18 protein-coding genes and 1 pseudogene are annotated in these 19,045 nt (G+C 65.2%); 14 read left to right on the top strand and 5 right to left on the bottom strand.

Annotation, left to right across the window (positions count from 1 at the left end; translation table 11 throughout):
• The first annotated feature begins 43 nt into the window (after positions 1 to 43).
• From AAAV21_RS01105 to AAAV21_RS01090, 4 genes and pseudogenes are all read left to right on the top strand, one after another.
• Positions 44 to 1,348 carry an MFS transporter gene (locus tag AAAV21_RS01105; protein ID WP_349106825.1) on the top strand — a complete coding sequence of 435 codons (1,305 nt, stop codon included), beginning with the start codon at positions 44 to 46 and terminating at the stop codon, positions 1,346 to 1,348.
• Between the two features lie 157 nt (positions 1,349 to 1,505).
• Positions 1,506 to 2,084, top strand: a complete 579-nt coding sequence (locus AAAV21_RS01100; RefSeq protein WP_117854990.1) for a xanthine phosphoribosyltransferase — start codon at positions 1,506 to 1,508, stop codon at positions 2,082 to 2,084.
• A gap of 165 nt (positions 2,085 to 2,249) precedes the next feature.
• Positions 2,250 to 2,549, top strand: a pseudogene (locus AAAV21_RS01095) (peptide chain release factor-like protein); the annotation flags it as partial.
• Between the two features lie 36 nt (positions 2,550 to 2,585).
• Positions 2,586 to 2,921, top strand: coding sequence for a DDE-type integrase/transposase/recombinase (locus AAAV21_RS01090; RefSeq protein WP_349106824.1), 336 nt, complete (start codon positions 2,586 to 2,588; stop codon positions 2,919 to 2,921).
• A 244-nt stretch (positions 2,922 to 3,165) separates the two neighbouring features.
• Here AAAV21_RS01090 and AAAV21_RS01085 read toward each other — a convergent pair whose 3' ends face one another.
• From AAAV21_RS01085 to AAAV21_RS01065, 5 genes are all read right to left on the bottom strand, one after another.
• Positions 3,166 to 4,482 carry an ABC transporter ATP-binding protein gene (locus AAAV21_RS01085; RefSeq protein WP_349106823.1) on the bottom strand — a complete coding sequence of 439 codons (1,317 nt, stop codon included), beginning with the start codon at positions 4,480 to 4,482 and terminating at the stop codon, positions 3,166 to 3,168.
• Positions 4,483 to 5,505: an iron ABC transporter permease gene (locus AAAV21_RS01080; RefSeq protein WP_349106822.1), complete on the bottom strand. Its 1,023-nt coding sequence runs from the start codon at positions 5,503 to 5,505 to the stop codon at positions 4,483 to 4,485. It abuts the gene before it with no gap.
• Positions 5,506 to 5,527: 22 nt separating this feature from the next.
• Entirely contained in the window at positions 5,528 to 7,099 is a 1,572-nt protein-coding gene (locus tag AAAV21_RS01075; protein WP_349106820.1) for an ABC transporter substrate-binding protein, read from the bottom strand.
• Between the two features lie 4 nt (positions 7,100 to 7,103).
• Complete coding sequence (locus tag AAAV21_RS01070) at positions 7,104 to 7,637, bottom strand: hypothetical protein (protein ID WP_349106819.1); 534 nt, start codon at positions 7,635 to 7,637, stop codon at positions 7,104 to 7,106.
• 144 nt (positions 7,638 to 7,781) lie between these two features.
• Positions 7,782 to 8,708 carry a sirohydrochlorin cobaltochelatase gene (locus AAAV21_RS01065; protein WP_349106818.1) on the bottom strand — a complete coding sequence of 309 codons (927 nt, stop codon included), beginning with the start codon at positions 8,706 to 8,708 and terminating at the stop codon, positions 7,782 to 7,784.
• Positions 8,709 to 9,219: 511 nt separating this feature from the next.
• Here AAAV21_RS01065 and cobM point away from each other — a divergent pair.
• The 10 genes from cobM to cobS are packed head-to-tail and all read left to right on the top strand — an operon-like array spanning position 9,220 to position 19,039.
• Positions 9,220 to 10,011 carry a precorrin-4 C(11)-methyltransferase gene (gene cobM / locus AAAV21_RS01060; RefSeq protein ID WP_349106816.1) on the top strand — a complete coding sequence of 264 codons (792 nt, stop codon included), beginning with the start codon at positions 9,220 to 9,222 and terminating at the stop codon, positions 10,009 to 10,011.
• 1 nt (position 10,012) lies between these two features.
• Positions 10,013 to 11,197, top strand: a complete 1,185-nt coding sequence (cbiD, locus tag AAAV21_RS01055; RefSeq protein WP_349106814.1) for a cobalt-precorrin-5B (C(1))-methyltransferase CbiD — start codon at positions 10,013 to 10,015, stop codon at positions 11,195 to 11,197.
• A complete protein-coding gene (gene cobI, locus AAAV21_RS01050; protein WP_349106812.1) occupies positions 11,190 to 11,879 on the top strand; it encodes a precorrin-2 C(20)-methyltransferase in 690 nt (229 codons plus the stop codon). The genes cbiD and cobI overlap by 8 nt, the downstream gene beginning before the upstream one ends.
• Positions 11,880 to 13,013: a cobalamin biosynthesis protein gene (locus AAAV21_RS01045; protein ID WP_349106811.1), complete on the top strand. Its 1,134-nt coding sequence runs from the start codon at positions 11,880 to 11,882 to the stop codon at positions 13,011 to 13,013.
• On the top strand, positions 13,013 to 13,756 hold the full coding sequence (gene cobJ, locus AAAV21_RS01040) for a precorrin-3B C(17)-methyltransferase (protein WP_042435525.1): 744 nt from the start codon (positions 13,013 to 13,015) through the stop codon (positions 13,754 to 13,756). Before AAAV21_RS01045 ends, cobJ begins: the two co-directional genes overlap by 1 nt.
• The gene (gene cbiE / locus AAAV21_RS01035; protein WP_349106808.1) at positions 13,744 to 15,216 is read left to right on the top strand and encodes a precorrin-6y C5,15-methyltransferase (decarboxylating) subunit CbiE; all 1,473 of its coding nucleotides are present in this window, start codon (positions 13,744 to 13,746) and stop codon (positions 15,214 to 15,216) included. The genes cobJ and cbiE overlap by 13 nt, the downstream gene beginning before the upstream one ends.
• The gene (locus AAAV21_RS01030; protein ID WP_349106806.1) at positions 15,213 to 16,595 is read left to right on the top strand and encodes a cobyrinate a,c-diamide synthase; all 1,383 of its coding nucleotides are present in this window, start codon (positions 15,213 to 15,215) and stop codon (positions 16,593 to 16,595) included. The genes cbiE and AAAV21_RS01030 overlap by 4 nt, the downstream gene beginning before the upstream one ends.
• Positions 16,588 to 17,730 (top strand): nicotinate-nucleotide--dimethylbenzimidazole phosphoribosyltransferase, encoded by a 1,143-nt coding sequence (locus tag AAAV21_RS01025; protein ID WP_349106804.1) that lies wholly within the window; start codon positions 16,588 to 16,590, stop codon positions 17,728 to 17,730. The genes AAAV21_RS01030 and AAAV21_RS01025 overlap by 8 nt, the downstream gene beginning before the upstream one ends.
• Positions 17,727 to 18,275 (top strand): bifunctional adenosylcobinamide kinase/adenosylcobinamide-phosphate guanylyltransferase, encoded by a 549-nt coding sequence (locus AAAV21_RS01020; RefSeq protein ID WP_271743517.1) that lies wholly within the window; start codon positions 17,727 to 17,729, stop codon positions 18,273 to 18,275. The genes AAAV21_RS01025 and AAAV21_RS01020 overlap by 4 nt, the downstream gene beginning before the upstream one ends.
• Positions 18,272 to 19,039 (top strand): adenosylcobinamide-GDP ribazoletransferase, encoded by a 768-nt coding sequence (gene cobS, locus AAAV21_RS01015; protein ID WP_349106800.1) that lies wholly within the window; start codon positions 18,272 to 18,274, stop codon positions 19,037 to 19,039. The genes AAAV21_RS01020 and cobS overlap by 4 nt, the downstream gene beginning before the upstream one ends.
• The last annotated feature ends 6 nt before the right edge of the window (positions 19,040 to 19,045 follow it).

Here is a 19,045-nt window from a genome sequence, read left to right as displayed (position 1 = left end):
ATTGGGGCCCCGTTTTTGCGTTGCGCCACTCGAAAGGATGGATATGGAGAAAACCGCAGAGCAGCTGCGCCGCGAGCACATTGCCCTTGAGGGCGACACCCATGGCAAGAACAAATGGGCGATTCTGTTTACCGTGCTCATCATGACGTTTATGTCGTGTCTGGATTCGACTGTCGTGACCGTGGCGTTGCCCGTGATGCAAAAGGAGCTGGGCGTGGGCCTCGATCGCATTCAGCTGGTGAGCTCGGTGTATTTGCTCGCGACATGCGTGGCTATGTTGCCGTTTGGCCGTCTGGGCGACGTACGCGGCAAGGTGGGCGTATTCCAGCTGGGCGTCATCGTTTTTACGGCCGGCTCGCTGCTGTGCGGCCTTTCGGCCTCGCTCGAGGTTCTTATCCTGGCACGCATTGTTCAGGGTGTCGGTTGCGCGGCGGCCATGGCTAACAACATGGGTATCATCACCGAGTCGTTTCCGGCGCGCGAGCGCGGTCGTGCCATGGGTATTCTTGCGACCTTTGTGGCCCTCGGCATGATGTGTGGCCCCGTGCTCGGCGGCATGCTGGTGGCAAACTTTCCCTGGGAGAGCATCTTCCTCATCAACCTACCCATTGGCGTCATCTCATTTATCGTGGGGCTCTATACGCTACCGCATGTTAAGCCGGAGGCCGGCGAGCGCCCCATGTCCCTGATCGAGGCTGCTCGTCGCTGCTTTGCAAATTCGGCCTTCAGCATCAACCTTGCCTGCATGCTCATCGTGTTCGTTGGTATTGGCGCATCCGAGTTTATCCTGCCGTTCTATTTTCAGGACGCCCATGGGTTTGGTTCTGACATTTCCGGATTGCTCTTTTTGGCACTGCCGATGGTGAATGCCTTTATCGGCCCGCTTTCGGGTACGGTTTCGGACCGTGTTGGCTGCGAGGGCCCTACGGCAGTCGGCCTGGGCGTGTACGTGTGCGGCCTCTTTGCGGTTAGCACGCTCGATGAGCACTCTTCTATCCCTGTGATTGTGTGCTGCGTCGCGTTTATGTCGTGCGGCACGTCGATTTTCCAGAGCCCCAATAACTCGCTGTATATGGGCTCGGCTCCGCGCGAGGCGCTCGGCTTTGCGGGCAGCCTGGGTAGCCTGGCGCGCTATGCGGGTATGGCAGTGGGTATTACGGCGGCGTCGCATATTCTGTATGGGCAGATGAGCGTGGCGATGGGTGAGGCCGTGACCAGTATTGTTGCAGGTCGTCCGGATGTGTTCCTGTTTGGTTTTCGTTCGGTATTCTACGTGCTCATGACTGTGGCGGCAGTGGGCTTTGCGCTCGCCATGGTGCGTTTGGTGAAGATGCGCGTCCGTCATTAGCGTGTTGGGAGGCTGTCTGCCACGATTCGCTCCGTCCCAAAAAGACTGGTTTGTGGTGCGATGCGGCTTGTGGGGCGGGCGGGGGTCGGTCCGTGGTAGACTATCGAACAACGTTTATTAATTGCGCGGTATCCTTGCCGCGAGAAGGGGTTGCGCCATGCAGGAGCTTGAGGATCGTATTCGCCATGACGGCATCGTAAAGGCCGGTAACGTCCTTAAGGTTGATGCCTTCCTCAACCACCAGTGCGACGTTGAGCTGTTCGACCACATGGGCGCCGAGTGGGCCCGTCTGTTCAAGGATGTCGAGATCAATAAGATTCTGACGATCGAGGCTTCGGGTATTGGCATGGCCTGCATCGCGGCTCAGCATTTTGGCGGTGTGCCGGTTGTCTTTGCCAAAAAGGCGCAGTCCATCAATCTCGACGGCGAGCAGTATGCTACGACCATCTACTCCTTTACCAAGCAAAAGGAGTACCCGGTCATCGTGGGCAAGCGCTTCCTGTCCGAGGGCGACAAGGTCCTGATCATCGACGACTTCTTGGCCAACGGCTGCGCGCTCGAGGGTCTTATCAAGATCTGCGAGGCCGCTGGTGCCGAGGTTGCCGGCATCGGCATTGCCGTGGAGAAGGGCTTCCAGGGCGGTGGCGATAAGCTCCGCGAGCGCGGCTTCCGCGTTGAGAGCCTGGCCCGTATCGCCGATATGGACTGCGAGAACGGCGAGATCACCTTCGCCTAAGCGCGCAACACAAGCGATTGGTATGCGATGTGACAAAGGGGCTGTCCCTTTGTCACATTTTTTTGTTTGAGAGGAGGTATTGGTATGGATGAGATCAAGATGGGATGGCGCGAGTATGCGCGCTTTGCCGAGATGTCGGCCGAGGAGCTGGTCCGCGACTGCGAGGTGCAGGTGTTTCGCGCGACGGGCCCGGGCGGCCAGGGTGTGAACACGACAGACTCGGCGGTACGCATGAAGCATATCCCTTCGGGGATTACCGTGACGGCGCGCGAGAGCCGCAGCCAGTTTCAAAATCGCGCGAGCTGCCTGCGTAAGCTGAGGGCAGAGCTTGAGCGTCGTGGCCGTCCGCCGCGCCGTCGCGTCAAGACCAAAGTGCCCCAGCGATCGCGCCAGCGCAGGCTCAACGACAAGCACTTCAATGCGATTAAAAAGGCCAACCGTCGCAAGCCGGGCAGCGACGAATGATCTTCTCAATAAGTTGCGGTGAAATAGGGGCTGTTTATGCAGCTAAAGCCGCAAAAGGGAGACCCTCGGCTGAACCTGGCGGAGCGCGCTTTCTTCGGCGGCGGGCGCAACAGGCTTTGGGTGGGCGACATCACCTACATACCCACAAGAGAAGGGTGGCTCTATCTCGCAGCCGTGACAGGCGCCTTCTCCCGCAAGGTCGCGGGCTGGTCGATGTCCGAGCGCATCACCGAGAAGGTCGCGATCGACGCGATAGAGCAGGCGGTTGGCAGGGAGGGTCCGCAGATGACGGCGGCCTCGTCTTCCATGACGATCAAGGCGCGCAGCACGCCTCCCGTTCCTTCCAGCGATGTCTGGACTCGCCTGGCGTAATCCGGTCGGTATCAAGGTCCGGCACGCCGCTGGACAACGCGGTGGCTGAGTCGTTCTTCAAGACGCTGAAAAGGGAATTGGCGGAAGGGAGGAGCTATGGGACGAGGGACGAGGCCAAACAGGACATCTTCAAGCGCATAGAGCTCTATTAAAATAGGGTGCGCATGCATTTCACCTTGGGCTACATGTCTCCAGTGGAATACGAGCGACGGTACGCTTGAGGATCCTTAAAGGAAAGTCCAGTTTATCCTTCCCACTCCAATTGGGAATCCTCCGATGCGCCTTCGCACGCTCGCATGACCTCGATACCGTGCGAGCGTGCGAACTCGACGAGCTCTGCGTTACGGGCGTTTATGGTGCCGAAGGCGGCGGGGCACACGATAAGGCGCGCGCAGTGGACGAGGAGCTCTTTGGCGCGGGTTATGGTTTTATCCCCGATCGGCTCGAAGGCGCGCTCGGCCACGCATTCCGCCGCCAGGTCGCGCGCGAGCTCGCAGTCGATGTCCCCTTCGTGCAGAACGCCCGCGTAGAACGCCTTGCCCTGCCGGATGAGCTGGCGAAACACAGCCGACCCCGTACCTGCGCCGGCGATGACGAACGTGTGCGCATCGCCGTGCGGGCGCCCAATTTCCACGCTGCCGAAGCGCTCGTTGAAGGTGCCATGTTGAAGGCCGTAGAGCTCGCCAATCGTCTCGCGCGTGAATATGTCCTCGGGTGCGCCGGCGCGGAAGGCCCGGCCGTCCTTCACGCAAATCACCTTGTCGGCGCTTTTCTGCGCGAGCTCGAGTTCGTGGATGGACATGATGACAGCCACATTCCGCGATTTCGCTAGGTGGCGAAGTATTCGCAGCAGGTCGATCTGGTAGCGGATATCGAGATACGACGTGGGCTCGTCGAGCACGAGCACACGCGGATCCTGCGCGATGGCGCGTGCGAGCATGACGCGCTGGCGTTGCCCGTCGCTTATCTGCATAAAGTCGCGCTCGGCGAGCTCTTCCACATGTGCGGTTTTCATGGCCTCGTCGACCCGACTATGGTCGTCGGGCGAGAGTGTGCCCATTCGCCCGGTGTAGGGGTGCCTTCCCGCCTCTACGACATCGCGGCAGGTGAGGAGCTCGGTCCGGGGGCGATCTGTCAGCATAACGGCAAGGTTCCTTGCAAACTCCGCCGTCTTCCATCGGGAAATTTCCCGCCCGTCGAGCTCGACCGCGCCGGCAAGCGGTGCCAGATGGCGTGTGATGGTTTTCAAGATGGTCGACTTGCCCGAGCCGTTCGGCCCGATGAGCGCCACGACGTCGCCCGCGCGAACCTCCAGATCGACGCCTTCGACTACGACCTTCTTGTCGTAGCCCGCCGACAAGTCGCTTATGTGGAAAAGCGGCGCTCCGTCAGCCTGCGTTTCGACCGGGGTTTCGAGGTTCGACTCCGCTCGGAGGAGGCGTTCTGCGCGCAGTTCCGCACGAGCCGAAAGTGCCTCATGGCGCTTTCGTGTGAGCTCAGGACTGTCTAAGCATGGAATGTCCCCTCCGAGCGTTTTGGGCCGCGGCACGAATTCCCCCATCTACCTCACCCGCTTCTTCAACATGAGCGCGATAACCACCGGAGCGCCGAAGATGGCGGTGACGGCGCTGATGGAAAGCTCGACGGGAGAGAACAGCGTGCGCGCGATCAAATCGCAGCCCGCGCAGAAGATTGCGCCTCCCAAGAAGCACGCAGGAATCACGCGGATGGGCTTCGACGACTTTAGCGCCGACTTCACGAGATGCGGAACCGCGATGCCTACGAACGACACCGGACCAGCGAACGCGGTCACGCAGGCGGAGAGCATGCTTGCTAGAAGGACGAGCACCACGCGGAAGCGTTCGACGTTCACGCCGACGCTTTTCGCGTAGGCTTCTCCCAGCTGGAAGGCGGAAAGGGGCTTCGATATCGCGAATACGCATGCGCTCACGGTGATCACCACGACCGCGATGACCGCGATGTCGTCCCAGCTCGAACCCGAGAAGCTACCCAAAGACCAGTTGTGCAGGTTCACGATGGACTGGTCGTCGGCGAAGGCGATGAGGAAGTTCGTCGCCGCCGAGCAGATGTATCCCACCATGACGCCCGCCACGATGAGCATGGCCATGGAACTTATGCGCCGTGCGATGAGGAGCACGAAGCCGATGGTGATAAGCGAGCCCAGAAACGCTGCGGCCACCATGGCCGGCGAGGACATGGCCTGGTTCGCGCCCAGAAGTACGATCATCGTAAGCGCGACGACGAACTTTGCGCCCGAGGAGACGCCCAAGATGAACGGGTCGGCGATGGGGTTGTTGAAAAACGTCTGCAGCAGGAACCCGGAGAGCGAAAGTGCCCCGCCGAGAAGCACGGCTGAAAGCACGCGCGGCAGGCGAATCTCCCAGATGACCTGGCTTTCTATGGAATTGGCCGCGCCGCCCGAAAGGATGCCGGGGATGTGGTCTGCGGGCACGAGCACGCTCCCGATGCACAGGTTGGCCCCGACGAGCACGATGAGAGAAACAGCGAGCAGCGCCGTCACGACGCGACACCGCGCGGCGCGCCCCGATTCGTTGTATGCCATGGAAAGCCGGCTTCTCATGGCACTAGCCGAGCTTCCTCAGATAATGGAAGTCGCTCGCGTCATCGCCGGCGAACGCCCCGTGCAGCTCGTCGATAATGTCGGCGGTAGAAGTCATCTGCTGGTACATGTCGGCGCTTGTGACCCAGACGTTGCCGTTCTTCACGGCTTTGAACTGCGACAATAGCGCGTTTTTGCCTACGAAGTCGTCCAAGGTGGCAACCGATTCGTCGATGGTGCCGTTGTAGACGATGATGTCGGCATCCTTCGCCGTCGCGTAGAAGCGCTCCATTTCGAGCGTTACTGACGAACCTGACGTCGACGACGCCTGCGCGTCATCGAGCGCGTAGCTGCCGCCTGCAAGCTCGATCATCTGCGCCACGTAGTCGCCCGCCCGCCGCGTGACAGCGGCCCCGTTCGAGTTAATGTAGAAATACGCCACGGTTTTACCTGACGACGTGAGCCCCGACGTTTGCTCGACGCGGGCCTTCTGCTCGCTGAACAGGCGCGCGGCCTCATCTTCCTTGTCGAACAGGACGCCGAAAAGCTTAATCCACTCGATGCGCCCGAGTGCTTCGGGCTCGCTCGACGACTGTTCGGTGAGCACGACGAGCCCGAGCTTCTGAAGTTTTTCCTTCACATCGGGCGTGTGGTTGATCATGGTGTTCTCGATGGCGAGCGTGCAGCCCGAGGCCGATAATCGCTCGTAGTCGGGTGCGCTGTACTTGCCGCCGTAGGCGATCGCCCCACTTTCGAGCGCGCTTTTGAAGCCCGCGACCGAGCAATCGTCGGCCTTCGTGCCCGACATGAGGATATTGTCGTTCGCATCGAGCGCGTCGACCAGGCACATCGTCGCCGACGACACGAGGTACACCTTGTCGGCGGGGCGCCTTATGACCGCGATGTCGGAGCTCAACCCATCAGGTACCTTCGCATCTTGCGGCACCACGAGGAAACGCTCCCCATTCGAAACGCAGATTAGCCGCAGACCGCCTTCGAACTCGTCGACAGTGAAGTGCTTGGCGTATTCAAGCTGAAGCGCCCCCGTCGGCTCCCAGCCGCAGCCCAAATCGGCGTTGTGGAAGTCGGCCGCGGCGCTTGAAGCCGTTCCCGCAGGGGAGCCGCCGCTTGCATCGTCGCCCGATTTCTCCTTCATGGTGGATGAGTCGAAGTGGATCGTGTAGTCGATGGTGTGCGGCGTCGACATGGCGACGGTCTCGGCCGACACGGCGATGTCCTCGTCGAGCGTGACGGGTATCTCGAACGTGGAGTTGCCGCCGTCATTTACGGGCGCGTAGTCCACGCCGTCGACGGTCATCTTGTCGTAGTTCGAACTCGACCAGGTGATGGTCGCGGTGTAGGTGTCGCCATCCTTCACAATTGTGGTGGGTGAGGCGATGCTTGCACGCCCTGACCCGCCGGAAAGCGAGACACTCACAGTGTATTCCTGAGAGCCCGCCGTGCCACCGGTCGCGTTCGGGCTCGCACTGCACCCCGCGAAGGGAAGCGCGAGCAGGGCGACGAGAACGCAAGCGATCGCGCGCGCCGCGATGCTGTGGAGCTTCCTGTTTTCCCCCTTGGGAAGAATCGACCGCATGGCGTTACTTCAGTGCGTCGGCGCGCAGATCGACGCCGGCGGATTCGAACACGAGCGTGCGGTCGTACCACTGCTCTTTTCTAATACTCCACGCGGCACAGGCGGTGTCCTCGTCGAGCGCATCAACGGGCACGTCGTAGGTGTACTTGCCTTCCGCGTTTTCCACATAGGGGATGAAGTCGGCCTCGCTCGCGGCGGCAGCCTCGTCGCCCGTGCCCATGAAGAGCTTGCCGTAGCCCGTGCCGGAAAGCGTCATCACGCAGTGCATGGAGCCGTTTTCCACGATGAGCTGGGCGTCCACAATCCTGAACATGTTCGAGCTGGAATCCACGGTGATCGGATAGGTGCCGTCGGCCACCTTGTCGGCGGTGATGGGGGCAGCGCTTGCGCCCTGGGGCGCATCGGCCGCCTGTTCGGTCTTTTCCTGGGAATCGGCATCGCTTGCCTTTGCGCTGTCGATTGAATTTCCGGCGCAGCCGACGAGCGAGAACGCGCAAAGCGCCGCCGACAGGGCGAAGGTGAGGGTTTTCTTCAACATGGAGGGGTTCCTTTCAATCGCTTCGACCGCCCGCGCCGTGCGGTGGGCAGACGGGATGCGAATGCAACGGGCATGCGCCGTCGGTCGGGGAAGGCGCATGCCCGTTGCACGGGGACGCGACCGGCGCCCCCGTGCGCGGCGAGTTTACAGCTTGGCGATGGCGTCGTCCACGTGCGAGACGTAGATGTCGTCGACCGCGACGTTCTGTCCCAGACCCTGGAGCAGGCACGTCACTTCGAAGCCGGCGGCCACGAACTTCGCAGCCCAGCTGTCGGGGTCGGTCTCGTCTGCCATGTCGTTGTTCGCGTGGTCGCCCGCGACCACCATGAACGGCGCGAGCACGGCCTTCTTGTACCCTGCGGCGCTCGCGGCGGCGATAACATCCTCGCAGGTCGGTTCAGCCTCGACGGTGCCGACGAAGAACTGCGTCAAGCCCTCGTTCTTGAACACTTCCTGCATCTTGGCATAGTCGGCGTTGGAATCGGCTTCGGTGCCGTGGCCCATGAGGCACAGCGCCGTCTCGCCGTCGTCGAAGGACGCCATGTTCTCCTTAATGGCTGCGGCCACCTTCTTGTAGTCGTCGTCGGAGGTGAGCAGCGGGTCGCCGAGCGAGATCTTGTCGAACTTGTCGGCGTACTTGTCGAGCTCGTCTTTCACGTCGGCATATTCCAGGCCAGCCATGAGATGCGTCGGCTGCACGACGATTTCCTTCACGCCGTCTTCCACGCAGCGGTCGAGCGCCTCGGTCATGTTGTCGATCGTGATGCCGTCGCGCTTCTTCAGCTTGTCGATGATGATCTGCGCGGTGAAGGCGCGGCGGATGTCGTAGTCCTGCCAGTACTTCTCGCGGATAGCGTCTTCGATGGCGCCGATGGTGATGTGGCGCGAGTCGTTGTAGCTCGTGCCGAAGCTCGTGACGAGGATGACCGGCTTCACAGTCTTCTCCTTTTCGCTCGATTTCTCGGAACTCGTGGAGGTGCTGGAGCAGCCCGCGAGCACGACTCCGGCGAGCGCGACGGCTCCGGTTGCTGCGGCGCCCATGAAGCCGCGGCGTGACATCTGGTCGGACATGGTTTTCCCTTTCCTCGGTTTGCCGGTCCCCCGGCGACAGTTGCTTATCGGCACAAGCGAAAGAAAAGCGCGCTTGTCCGCAAAGGGATAGCGCGCCTGTTTCTTGCATTCGAAAGGGAAGCGCACTCCTCGGGGTTCACAAGGAGCTAACGCCACGGCGATGCCGTGAGGAAAAGGCGAAGCAGTCTGGCTTGGGGCGCGAGGCGGTTCGCGCGCGCGTCCTACACAGTAATGTCCCTTGCCCAGGATTCCCACCTGGTTCCCTCCGCAAGCCAGCGCGGACTGTGTGGGCGCCGCGCCGGTCGTTTCCTTTTATTCGATTGTCATATGCTCGTTGCCGAAACTACCACTATGATAGTGGGCGTTTGTGGGCGTGTCAAAGCCAGGGCGGGCGGCATTGCGCCTCCTGCCTACGTATTTGCGCCGATTGCCGCTGCGGGCGCCGTGTTTTGCCCGCTGCGCGAAGGGCGGCGTAAACGGTTGCGATGAGAAACGGGAAGGGAAGGCTCGGATGATTCATATCGTTGGCGCAGGTTCGGGCGCCGCCGACCTTATCACACTGCGCGGGGCGCGTCTTCTGCGTGCGGCCGACGTGGTCGTTTGGGCGGGGAGCCTTGTGAACCCCGAGCTGCTCGCCGAGTGCAAGGAATCCTGCGTCGTCTACGACAGCGCGCACATGACCTTGGAGGAAGTGCTCGACGTGATGTGCGCGGCAGGTGCGCGGGGCGAGGAAGTGGTGCGCCTGCACACGGGCGACCCGTGCCTGTACGGCGCCATCCAGGAGCAGATGGACGCGCTCGACGCGCGCGGCGTGGACTACGAGGTGGTGCCCGGCGTGTCGAGCTTTTGCGGTGCCGCGGCGGCGCTTCGCCAGGAATACACGCTGCCGGGAATCAGCCAGTCGGTCGTGATCACGCGGCTTTCCGGACGTACCCCCATGCCCGCGGGCGAGGGCATGCGCACCATGGCGGAAAGCGGCTCGACTATGGTTATCTTCCTGAGCTCGGGTATGCTCGCCGAGCTTTCCGCCGAGCTTTTGGCCGCGGGCCGCAGCTCCGACGAGCCGGCGGCGCTCGTGTACAAGGCGACCTGGCCTGAGGAGCGCGTGGTGCGCTGCACAGTGGGCACGCTCGCCGATGCGGGCGCGCGAGAGGGCATCGACCGCACGGCGCTCGTGGTGGTGGGCCGCGTGCTCGGAGCTCGCGGCGGGCTTGCGCACGACGGCGCGCAAGCGGAGTCGTACGAGCGCAGCAAGCTTTACGACCCTTCGTTTGCCACGGGGTATCGGAAGGCGAGCAGCTAGCGTGGCCTTCGAGCACTACATATATACCGGGACGACCCGCCTGCGCTGCGGCTACACCACGGGGAGTTGCGCCGCGCTCGCGGCGAAGGCGGCCTGTGAGATGCTCTTGTCACGAAAGCCCGTCGGCCGCGTGTCGATCGTCACCCCCGGCGGGCTGCCCGTCGAGGCGAACGTGGTCGACGCATTTATCGGCGAGGGGTGCGCCCAGTGCGCCGTGCGAAAGGACGCAGGCGACGATGCCGATGTGACCGACGGCGTGCTCGTGTACGCGCGCGTGGAACATGCGGGGTCGGGCACGGGTGCTGCGGGCAGCAAGGGCGTGCCCGCGCGCGAATCGGAAGTTTCCGTCGATGGCGGCGTGGGCGTGGGGCGCGTGACGTTGCCCGGGCTCGAGCAGCCGGTGGGGGCGGCCGCCATCAACGCGACGCCGCGCGCGATGATCACTTCGGCGGTGCGCGAGGTGTGCGCCGCGCATGGCTTTTCTGGAAATATTGCTGTGACGATTTCGGTACCCGAGGGTGTTGCCCTTGCCGAAAAGACCTTTAACCCGCACCTGGGGATAAAGGACGGCATCTCCATCCTGGGCACGACGGGCATCGTCGAGCCGCGCAGCCTCGCTGCCTTGCGCGACAGCATCGAGCTCGAGATCCGGCAGCATGCGGCTATGGGGCGGCGCGGAGTCGTGCTCACGCCCGGCAACTACGGCGGGCAGTTCATCTCGGGGCATTTCCACCTAAACGGTGCGCCGGTGGTCTTCATCTCCAACTTCGTGGGCGATGCGATTGATTGCTGCGTTCGCGAGGGATTTACCAATGTCCTTCTTGTGGGACACATCGGCAAGCTGGTGAAGGTCGCGGGCGGCATCATGGACACCCATTCGCGTACCGCCGACTGCCGCGCGGAGATTCTGGCCGCCCACGCGGCCTTGGCCGGCGCGGGCGCGAAGACCGTACGCGAGATCATGTCGTCGGTCACGACCACGGCGGCGCTCGAGGCAATCGAGGCCGCCGGCGTGGGGGACGCTGCGCGCGCCTCGCTCGCTGCGGCAATCGAGGACAGGTTGCGCCGCCGCGCGACGGGCGCATGCGACATCGCCGCGGTCGTGTTTGACGCCGAGCGCCGAGAGCTTTTCCGCACGTCGGGCGCCGATGCAGTTATCGGGGAATTGGGGGCGACGTATGAGTAAAGGCGTGCTGTACGGGGTGGGCACGGGGCCTGGCGACCCCGAGCTGCTCACGATCAAGGCCGTCCGCACAATCGAATCGTGTCCGGTCATCGCCGCACCGCAGACGGCGGACGGGGCCATGGTCGCGCTCGACATCGTGCGCGGCGCCGTCGACCTTACAGGCAAGACGGTGATCCCCGTGCGATTCTCGATGACGCGCGACGCCGAGCGCCGCGCGGCCGAGCATGCCTCACTTGTTCGCGAGCTTGTCGCGCACCTGGATGCGGTCCGCGACGTCGCGCTGCTGAACCTGGGGGACCCGAGCATCTACGCCACTTTCCAGCGCATAGCGCCCGACGTGCGCGCCTGCGGGTTCGAGGCGCGCGCCATTCCCGGCGTGCCGAGCTTCTGCGCGGTCGCCGCGGCGCTCGAGCGCGACCTCACGCCCGAGATGTCGTCGCCTCTGCACATCGTGCCCGGCGGCTACGACGACGTGCGCCGCGCAATCGACTGGCCGGGGACGAAGGTGGTCATGAAGGCGCGCCGCTCGCTTGCGGACATGAAGCACATCCTTCGCGAGGAGGGCGCCTTCGACGGTGCCGAGCTCGTAGAGGACTGTGGGCTTTCGGGCGAGTGCGTGTACCGCTCGCTCGACGATGTGCCCGATCGGGGCAGCTACTTCTCGACGATGGTGGTGAGCTAGATGAGGGTTTCCTGCATAGCGTTTACTGAGAGGGGGTATGCGTTGGCGGAGCGCATCGCCCGCGCGCTTTCCGATTGCGCGCAGACAGGTGAAGATGACCCTGGCTGGGACGTTTCCGTTTCGCGCGGGTTCGGCGAGGGGAAGGCCGACCTGCGCGCATGGACGGCGCTCGCGTGGGAAGCGTCGGACGCGCTTCTGTTCGTGGGCGCGGCGGGTATCGCCGTGCGGGCGATCGCGCCGCATGTCGCCTCGAAGGCAAACGATTCCGCGGTTGTGGCGATCGACGAGGCGGGGCGCTTTGCCGTCTCGCTTTTGTCGGGGCATTTGGGCGGTGCGAACGAGCTTGCGCAAACTGTGGCACGCGCGGCAGGGGCCATCCCCGTCATCACCACGGCGACCGACGTCCGCGGCGTGTGGGCGGTGGATACGTGGGCGCGCTGTGCGGGGCTCGCCGTCTCGAATCCCGAGGCCATCAAGCGAGTGTCGGCGCGGCTGCTTTCGGGCGGGCGCGTGGCGCTCTATTCCGACATGCCGATTTCGGGACAGCCGCCTGAGGGGGTTGACATTGCGTCCGACCGCGCTCGGGCCGATATCGTCGTGTCGCCGTTCGCTGGCGCGAATGCAGGTGCGCCCGTTCGCGCGGCGGAGACAGCGGGCGAGGTCGTGCCCGCCGGTGAGACGGGGAGGCCGGCGGGCGTGCGGGCGCAGGCGCCTGCGCTCGAGCCGCTTCGCCTTGTCGTGCCCTGCATCGTTGCGGGCATAGGGTGCCGTCGCGGTGCGTGCGCCGAAGCGATCGGGGAGGCGTTTCTTCTCGCGTGCGGGCAGGCGGGTATCTCGCCTTCGGCCGTGCGCGAGGCGGCGACGATCGACGTGAAGGCGCACGAGGAGGGTCTGCTCGCCTTCTGCCGCGCGCGCAATATACCGCTCGTGACGTATTCCGCAGAGGAGTTGTCGCAGGTCGAAGGCAGCGTTTCGTCATCTGATTTCGTGCGCGCGACGGTGGGGGTCGACAACGTGTGCGAGCGCGCGGCGCTCGCGGACGGGGGCAAACTTATCTTCCCGAAGCTCGCTCACGGCGGCGTGACCGTCGCGTTTTCCAAGGTAACTATCGAACTTTCGTTTAAGGAGCTGTGATGGGAAAGCTCTTCGTGGTGGGGATCGGCCCGGGCGGCCCCGACGGCATGACGATTGCGGCTCGGCGCGCGCTCGAGGCGGCCGACATCGTTGTGGGGTACACGAAATACGTGGAGCTCGCGCTCGCCGCCGTGCCCGACGCGGCGCATCTCGCGACGCCGATGATGCACGAGGTCGAACGGTGCCGCCTGGCGCTTTCACGCGCGCAGAGCGGAGAAGCCGTGGCGCTCGTGTGCAGCGGTGACGCGGGCGTGTACGGCATGGCGAGCCCCGTGCTGGAGCTTGCGGAGGACTACCCCGATGTAGACGTGGAAGTTATCGCCGGGGCCACCGCGGCTCAGAGCGGGTCGGCGGTGCTCGGCGCCCCGCTTGCCCACGACTTCGCGGTCGTGTCGCTCTCCGACCTGCTCACGCCGTGGGAGGTCATCGAGCGCAGGCTCGCCGCCGTGGCGAGCGCCGACTTCTGCATCTGTTTGTACAACCCGCGCAGCAGAAAGCGCGCCGACAGGCTCTCGCGCGCGGCGAAGATTATGCTCGAATGGAAGGCCCCCGACACGCTCTGCGGCTGGGTACGCAACATCGGGCGCGAGGGGCAGCAGTCGGGCATGTGCAGGCTCTCCGAGCTGGGGGAGTTCGACGCCGACATGTTCACCACCGTGTTCGTCGGCAACGCGGACACGAAGCGCGTAGGCGGCCGTATGGTCACGCCGCGCGGGTATCGGGAGATTCCATGCGAAAGGTAACGATCATCGGGGCGGGGCCCGGAAACCCCGACTTGCTCTCGCGCGCGGCGCTCGACGCGATCGACATCGCCGACGTGGTCATCGGCGCTCATCGCGCGCTTGTCGGCATCGACGTGTCGCCCGACGTGGTGAGATGCGAGCTCGTGAAGACGGCGGACATCGTCTCCGCGCTCACCGATGCGGCGTCGTGGCAGCGCGCCGTGGTCGTGATGACGGGCGATGTGGGGCTGTTCAGCGGCGCGCGCCGCCTGGTGGAGGCGCTCTCCGGCGACGCGCAGGTGGACGTGCACGTCATTCCCGGCATAAGCTCAGCGTCGTATCTTGCCGCGCGCCTCGCGCGTCCATGGCAGGATTGGCGCTTCGCGAGCGCTCACGGCGTGGCGTGCGACATCCTGGCCGAGGCCGAGCGCGCAGGTGAGCTCTTCCTCGCCACGTCGGGCGGGGAAGACCCCTCGCGGCTTTCGGGCGAGCTTGTGCAGGCGGGCTTCGGGGACGCGCGCGTGACGGTGGCCGAGCGCCTGTCGTACCCCGACGAGCGCATCACCTGCGCGACCGCAAGTGAAATCGCAGGTCAGATGTTCGACGACTTGAACGTGATGCTTATCGAGTTCGCAGGCGGCGCCGGGTCGCCTGCGGGCTCTAGCGCAGCCTCCGAGGCGCCGGCCGGCGCGTCTGCGCCCGCGGCGGCTTCTTCCGCAGCGGACTCTGCGGGCGCATCCCGCGCCGCGAGCTCCCGCTGGCCGTACGCTTCCTCGGGCATTCCCGACGAGCTCTTCATCCGCGGCGACGTTCCCATGACCAAGCAGGAGGTGCGCGCCGTCGCGCTCGCGAAGCTGCGCCTTACCGCGACCGACACCGTGTGGGATGTCGGCGCCGGCACGGGGAGCGTGTCGATCGAGGCGGCGCTCGTCGCGCGAGCGGGGTCGGTATGGGCGGTCGAGCGCAACGCGGCCGGCGTGCGGCTCATCCGAGAGAACGCGGATGCATTCGGGTGCGGAAACGTGTATGCGGTCCCCGGTGTCGCCCCCGAAGCGCTCGCGAAACTGCCCGTCCCCGACGCCGTGTTCGTCGGCGGGAGCGCGGGCGAGCTTCCCTCCATCGTGGAGGCGGCACTCGAGAAGAACTCGCAGGTTCGCCTGTGCGTGCCATGCGTCACCGTTGAGACGCTCACCGAGGCGTGCGCGCTCCTCTCGGGTTCGCGCTTTAAGGGGTTCGAGGCGTGCCAGGTGTCGGCCGCCCGTGCCGAGGCTGTAGGCTCGCACCATCTTATGAAGGCGCAAAACCCCGTGTTCCTCGTCAGTGCGCGTGGTGCGGGCGCGGATGCCGAGGAGCTTGCCGAAGTCGGGGCGCTTGCTGAGCCGCCTGTCGGGGAGGACCCCTCTGCCGAGGGGAACCCGTCCGTTGGGGTGGTCTCGCTTGCTAACTACAACGCCGCAGATGGGGAAGGCGGCGCCCGGTGAGCACGTCCATCCCGCGCTTCATGGTCGCTGCCCCCTCGAGCGGGAGCGGCAAGACGGTCGTAACGTGCGCGCTCCTGCGCGCGCTCGCGCGCCGCGGCCTTGCATGCGCGGCCTTCAAATGCGGCCCCGATTACATTGACCCGCTCTTTCATCGCCGCGTCGTGGGTGCGCGTTCGGGCAACTTAGATGGCTTCTTCACCGACGCCCCGACGCTGCGCGCCCTGTTGGCACGCGGCGCCGCGGGCGCGGATGTCGCGGTGCTCGAGGGGGTCATGGGCTTCTACGACGGCATGGCGCCCGGCGTGGCCGACGCGAGCAGCTACCAGGTTGCGCGCGACACGGAAACGCCGGTCGTTTTAGTGGTGAACGGGCGCGGGGCGTCTTTATCGCTCGCCGCCGTAATCCGCGGCATCGCCGAGTTCCTGCCTTGTGCGAACGTGCGCGGCGTCGTGCTGAACAAGACGAGCGCCGCTGCCTGCGCCTATGCGGCGCCTGCGATCGAGAAGCACACGGGCGTCGCGGTTTTGGGGAATATCCCCGCCGACGAGGCGTTCTCGCTCGAAAGCCGGCATCTGGGGCTTGTGACCGCCGACGAGGTCGAGCAGCTCTCCGCGCGCATCGACAAGATGGCCGAGCTGGTGGAAAAGAGCGTCGACGTCGACCGCTTGCTCGAAATAGCGGCGACGGCACCCGATATCCGCGAGGAACCTTACCGGTTGGAGCCGATCGCGGGAGCGCGGCCCATCGTCGCCGTCGCGCGTGACGAGGCGTTCTCGTTCTATTACGAGGAGAATCTGCGCGCGCTCGAGGACCTGGGTTGCGAGCTGGTCTTTTTCAGCCCCCTGTGTGATAGCGAGCTGCCCCGGGGGACAAGCGCCCTCTATCTGGGGGGCGGCTACCCGGAGCTCCATGCGCGGCAGCTCTCCGAGAACGCGTCGATGCGCGAGGCGGTGCGGCGCGCGGTGGAATCCGGCATGCCGACGGTCGCCGAATGCGGTGGGTTTCTGTACCTGCAGCGCGAAATCGCCGATAGCGAGGGGCGGCGCTGGCCTGTTGCGGGCGCCCTTGAGGGCGCAAGCGAGAACGGGGGAAGGCTGTCCCATTTCGGGTACGTGGAGCTCACTTCCCAACGCGACGGGCTCTACGGGCCGCGCGGCACACGCATCCGCGCGCACGAGTTCCACTACTGGCAGTCCACCTGCCCGGGCGGCGACTTCTGGGCGCAGAAGCCCCGGCGCGACAAGGGCTGGCCGTGCATGACGACCACCCCGTCCCTGGTGGCGGGCTTTCCGCATGTGTACTATCCCGCGAACCCCGACGTTGCGCGCGCGTTCGCATCTGCCGCAGCGTCGTTCGCAGAGAGGAGACGGCATGGCTGAAACAACCGAAACCGCGCTTGCCTGCATTCGCGAGGAAGTCGAGCGCGCGTTCTCGTCGGCGCCGGGCGCCGTGCTCGAAGCCGCGCTCTCCCGGATCGCGCCCGCAGACGAATGCGCCCGCGCCGCCGCGTACGCCGCGTGGGACTCCATCGCGCACCCCTTGGGGGGATTGGGCGACTTTGAAGACGCCGTCGCGTGTATCGCTGCAGCTCAGGGGAGCGCCGAGGTGGCCGAGTTTCCCCGTGCGCTCGCGGTATTCTTCTCCGACAACGGGGTCGTTGCCGAAGGCGTGTCGCAAAGCGGGCAAGACGTGACGCGAGCCGTCGCGCGCAACATGTGCGAGGGGGCCACGAGCGCCTGCCGCATGGCGGCGTTCGCGGATGCCGAGGTCGTGCCCGTCGACGTGGGTATGGCCCGGGGCATAGAAGACGCGCGCATGGTGCGCGCGAACGTGCGGCGGGGGAGTGGCAACATCGCGCACGGCTCCGCTATGTCTCGAGATGGGGCCGTGCGCGCGATCGAGGTCGGAATTGCCGTCGCGTGCGGGCTTGCCCGCGCCGGCGTGCGCCTTCTCGCCGCGGGCGAGATGGGCATCGGCAACACGACCACCTCGGCGGCGGTGGCCGCAGTGCTCATCCGGGCGGACGCGCGGAGCCTCGTCGGGCGCGGCGCGGGGCTCTCGGACGCCTCGCTCGCGCGCAAGCGCGACGTGGTCGAGCGCGCTATCGACGCGAACTCGCCCGATCCCGCCGACCCAATCGACGTGCTCTCGAAGGTGGGCGGCTTCGACATCGCGGCGATGTGCGGCTTCTACCTGGGGGCCGCGGCCTCGAAGGCGCCGGCGCTCCTCGACGGGGTCATATCCTGCACGGCGGCCCTGTGCGCGGCGCGCCTGTGCCCCAACGCCTTGGGTTACCTCGTGGGCACCCACGCATCAAGCGAACCCGCAAGCCAGGAGCTCCTTCGCGAGCTCGGCATAAAGGCACCCCTCGACGCAGGCATGCACTTGGGCGAGGGCGCGGGCGCCATGGCGTATCTGCCCCTTCTGGATTCGGCGCTGCGCGTGTACCGGGATGGGAAGACGTTCACGGCGACTGGCATGGCTGCTTACGAGCATTTCGAGGCCGGGAAATGACGGTGACGCTCGTTATCGGCGCCGCCGCGAGCGGCAAGAGCGCCTACGCCGAGTCCCTGTGCCTCGGGCACGACGGCCCCCGCGTGTACCTGGCAACGATGGAGCCCTTCGGGGAAGAGGGCGCCCACCGCATTGCGCGCCATCGGGCGCTGCGCGAGGGCAAGGGGTTTTCCACCCTCGAGCGCACGCGTGACGTGGGCGCCGCAGTGCCTGGGCTTCCGCGCGGCTGCACGCTTCTTTTGGAGGACGTGGGCAACCTGGTTGCGAACGAGCTTTTCGCGGAAGGCGGCTTGTCCCCACGTGACCCCGACGCTGCGGCGCGCGAGGTGCTCGGAGGCATCGAACGGCTCGCTCAGGCCGCTGCGTATACGGTGGTGGTCACCGTCGACGTGTTCGCCGATGGGATGCGCTACGATGAGGGGACCGAGGCATGGAGGCGCGCGCTCGCGCGCGTGAACGCGGGCGTGGCGGCGCTGGCCGACCGCGCAGTCGAAGTGGTATGCGGGATTCCCGTGTGGATGAAAGGTGAAGGACCTACAAGGTGAAGATAACCGAGGCGATCGGCGCGGCGTTCGGAACGTTCTCGCGCATCCCCGTCCCGAAATCGGCCTGGACCGATTTCGGGTCAACCCATGCACTTGCCGCGTTTCCCCTGGTGGGCCTTGCGGAAGGCTTCCTCATGACGGCGTGGGGGCACGTGGCGAACCTGCTCGGCGTGCCCGCGACCATCGTCGCGGCCGTGCTCGTGGCGCTGCCTGTGGCGGTGACGGGAGGCATCCACCTAGACGGGCTCTGCGACACCTCCGATGCGCTTGCAAGTTGGGCCCCGCGCGAGCGAAAGCTCGAGATCATGCACGACCCGCGGGCGGGCGCCTTCGGGGTCATCGGTGTTGTTGTGTACCTTATTCTGCAGTTTTCCCTGTTCACCGCGCTGCCGCTTACGGCGGGGGCGTTCTTCGCGCTTCTGTGCTCGCTCGTGTTCTCCCGCGCGCTTTCGGGGCTCGCCGTTGAATGCTGGCCTGCCGCGCGGGCGGACGGCATGGCCGCGGGGCTCTCGCCTGCGAAGAAGCGCGCGGCGATCGTCGTGCCGCTTTGCGCTTTCGCTGCGGCTTCGGCTGTAGGGATGGCCGCGTGCGCTCAGGCCGTCGGCGCCCTTATGGCGGTGGCGGGGCTTTTGGCGCTCGCGTGGTACCGCCATGTTGCCCTGTCCCGCTTCGGCGGGGTGACGGGGGATTTGGCCGGATGGTTTCTGCAATGGGCCGAGCTCGCGATGCTTGCCATGCTGGTGGCGGGGGGCATGCTCCTATGATGCTCG

Source organism: Collinsella sp. CLA-AA-H302 (assembly GCF_040093305.1).
GTDB lineage: Bacteria > Actinomycetota > Coriobacteriia > Coriobacteriales > Coriobacteriaceae > Collinsella.
Note: the sequence above shows the minus strand (reverse complement) of the source record. Positions and strands in the feature narration are given on the sequence as shown.

What these genes read in the sequence shown, in the direction of transcription:
- AAAV21_RS01065 (WP_349106818.1), bottom strand. Translation starts at nt 8,708, where the DNA reads ATGTCCGACCAGATGTCACGCCGCGGCTTCATGGGCGCCGCAGCAACC.
- cbiE (WP_349106808.1), top strand. Translation starts at nt 13,744, where the DNA reads ATGCGAAAGGTAACGATCATCGGGGCGGGGCCCGGAAACCCCGACTTG.
- AAAV21_RS01075 (WP_349106820.1), bottom strand. Translation starts at nt 7,099, where the DNA reads ATGCGGTCGATTCTTCCCAAGGGGGAAAACAGGAAGCTCCACAGCATC.
- AAAV21_RS01090 (WP_349106824.1), top strand. Translation starts at nt 2,586, where the DNA reads ATGCAGCTAAAGCCGCAAAAGGGAGACCCTCGGCTGAACCTGGCGGAG.
- AAAV21_RS01020 (WP_271743517.1), top strand. Translation starts at nt 17,727, where the DNA reads ATGACGGTGACGCTCGTTATCGGCGCCGCCGCGAGCGGCAAGAGCGCC.
- AAAV21_RS01045 (WP_349106811.1), top strand. Translation starts at nt 11,880, where the DNA reads ATGAGGGTTTCCTGCATAGCGTTTACTGAGAGGGGGTATGCGTTGGCG.
- cobI (WP_349106812.1), top strand. Translation starts at nt 11,190, where the DNA reads ATGAGTAAAGGCGTGCTGTACGGGGTGGGCACGGGGCCTGGCGACCCC.
- AAAV21_RS01080 (WP_349106822.1), bottom strand. Translation starts at nt 5,505, where the DNA reads ATGGCATACAACGAATCGGGGCGCGCCGCGCGGTGTCGCGTCGTGACG.
- AAAV21_RS01105 (WP_349106825.1), top strand. Translation starts at nt 44, where the DNA reads ATGGAGAAAACCGCAGAGCAGCTGCGCCGCGAGCACATTGCCCTTGAG.
- AAAV21_RS01025 (WP_349106804.1), top strand. Translation starts at nt 16,588, where the DNA reads ATGGCTGAAACAACCGAAACCGCGCTTGCCTGCATTCGCGAGGAAGTC.
- AAAV21_RS01085 (WP_349106823.1), bottom strand. Translation starts at nt 4,482, where the DNA reads ATGGGGGAATTCGTGCCGCGGCCCAAAACGCTCGGAGGGGACATTCCA.
- cobM (WP_349106816.1), top strand. Translation starts at nt 9,220, where the DNA reads ATGATTCATATCGTTGGCGCAGGTTCGGGCGCCGCCGACCTTATCACA.
- cobJ (WP_042435525.1), top strand. Translation starts at nt 13,013, where the DNA reads ATGGGAAAGCTCTTCGTGGTGGGGATCGGCCCGGGCGGCCCCGACGGC.
- AAAV21_RS01100 (WP_117854990.1), top strand. Translation starts at nt 1,506, where the DNA reads ATGCAGGAGCTTGAGGATCGTATTCGCCATGACGGCATCGTAAAGGCC.
- AAAV21_RS01070 (WP_349106819.1), bottom strand. Translation starts at nt 7,637, where the DNA reads ATGTTGAAGAAAACCCTCACCTTCGCCCTGTCGGCGGCGCTTTGCGCG.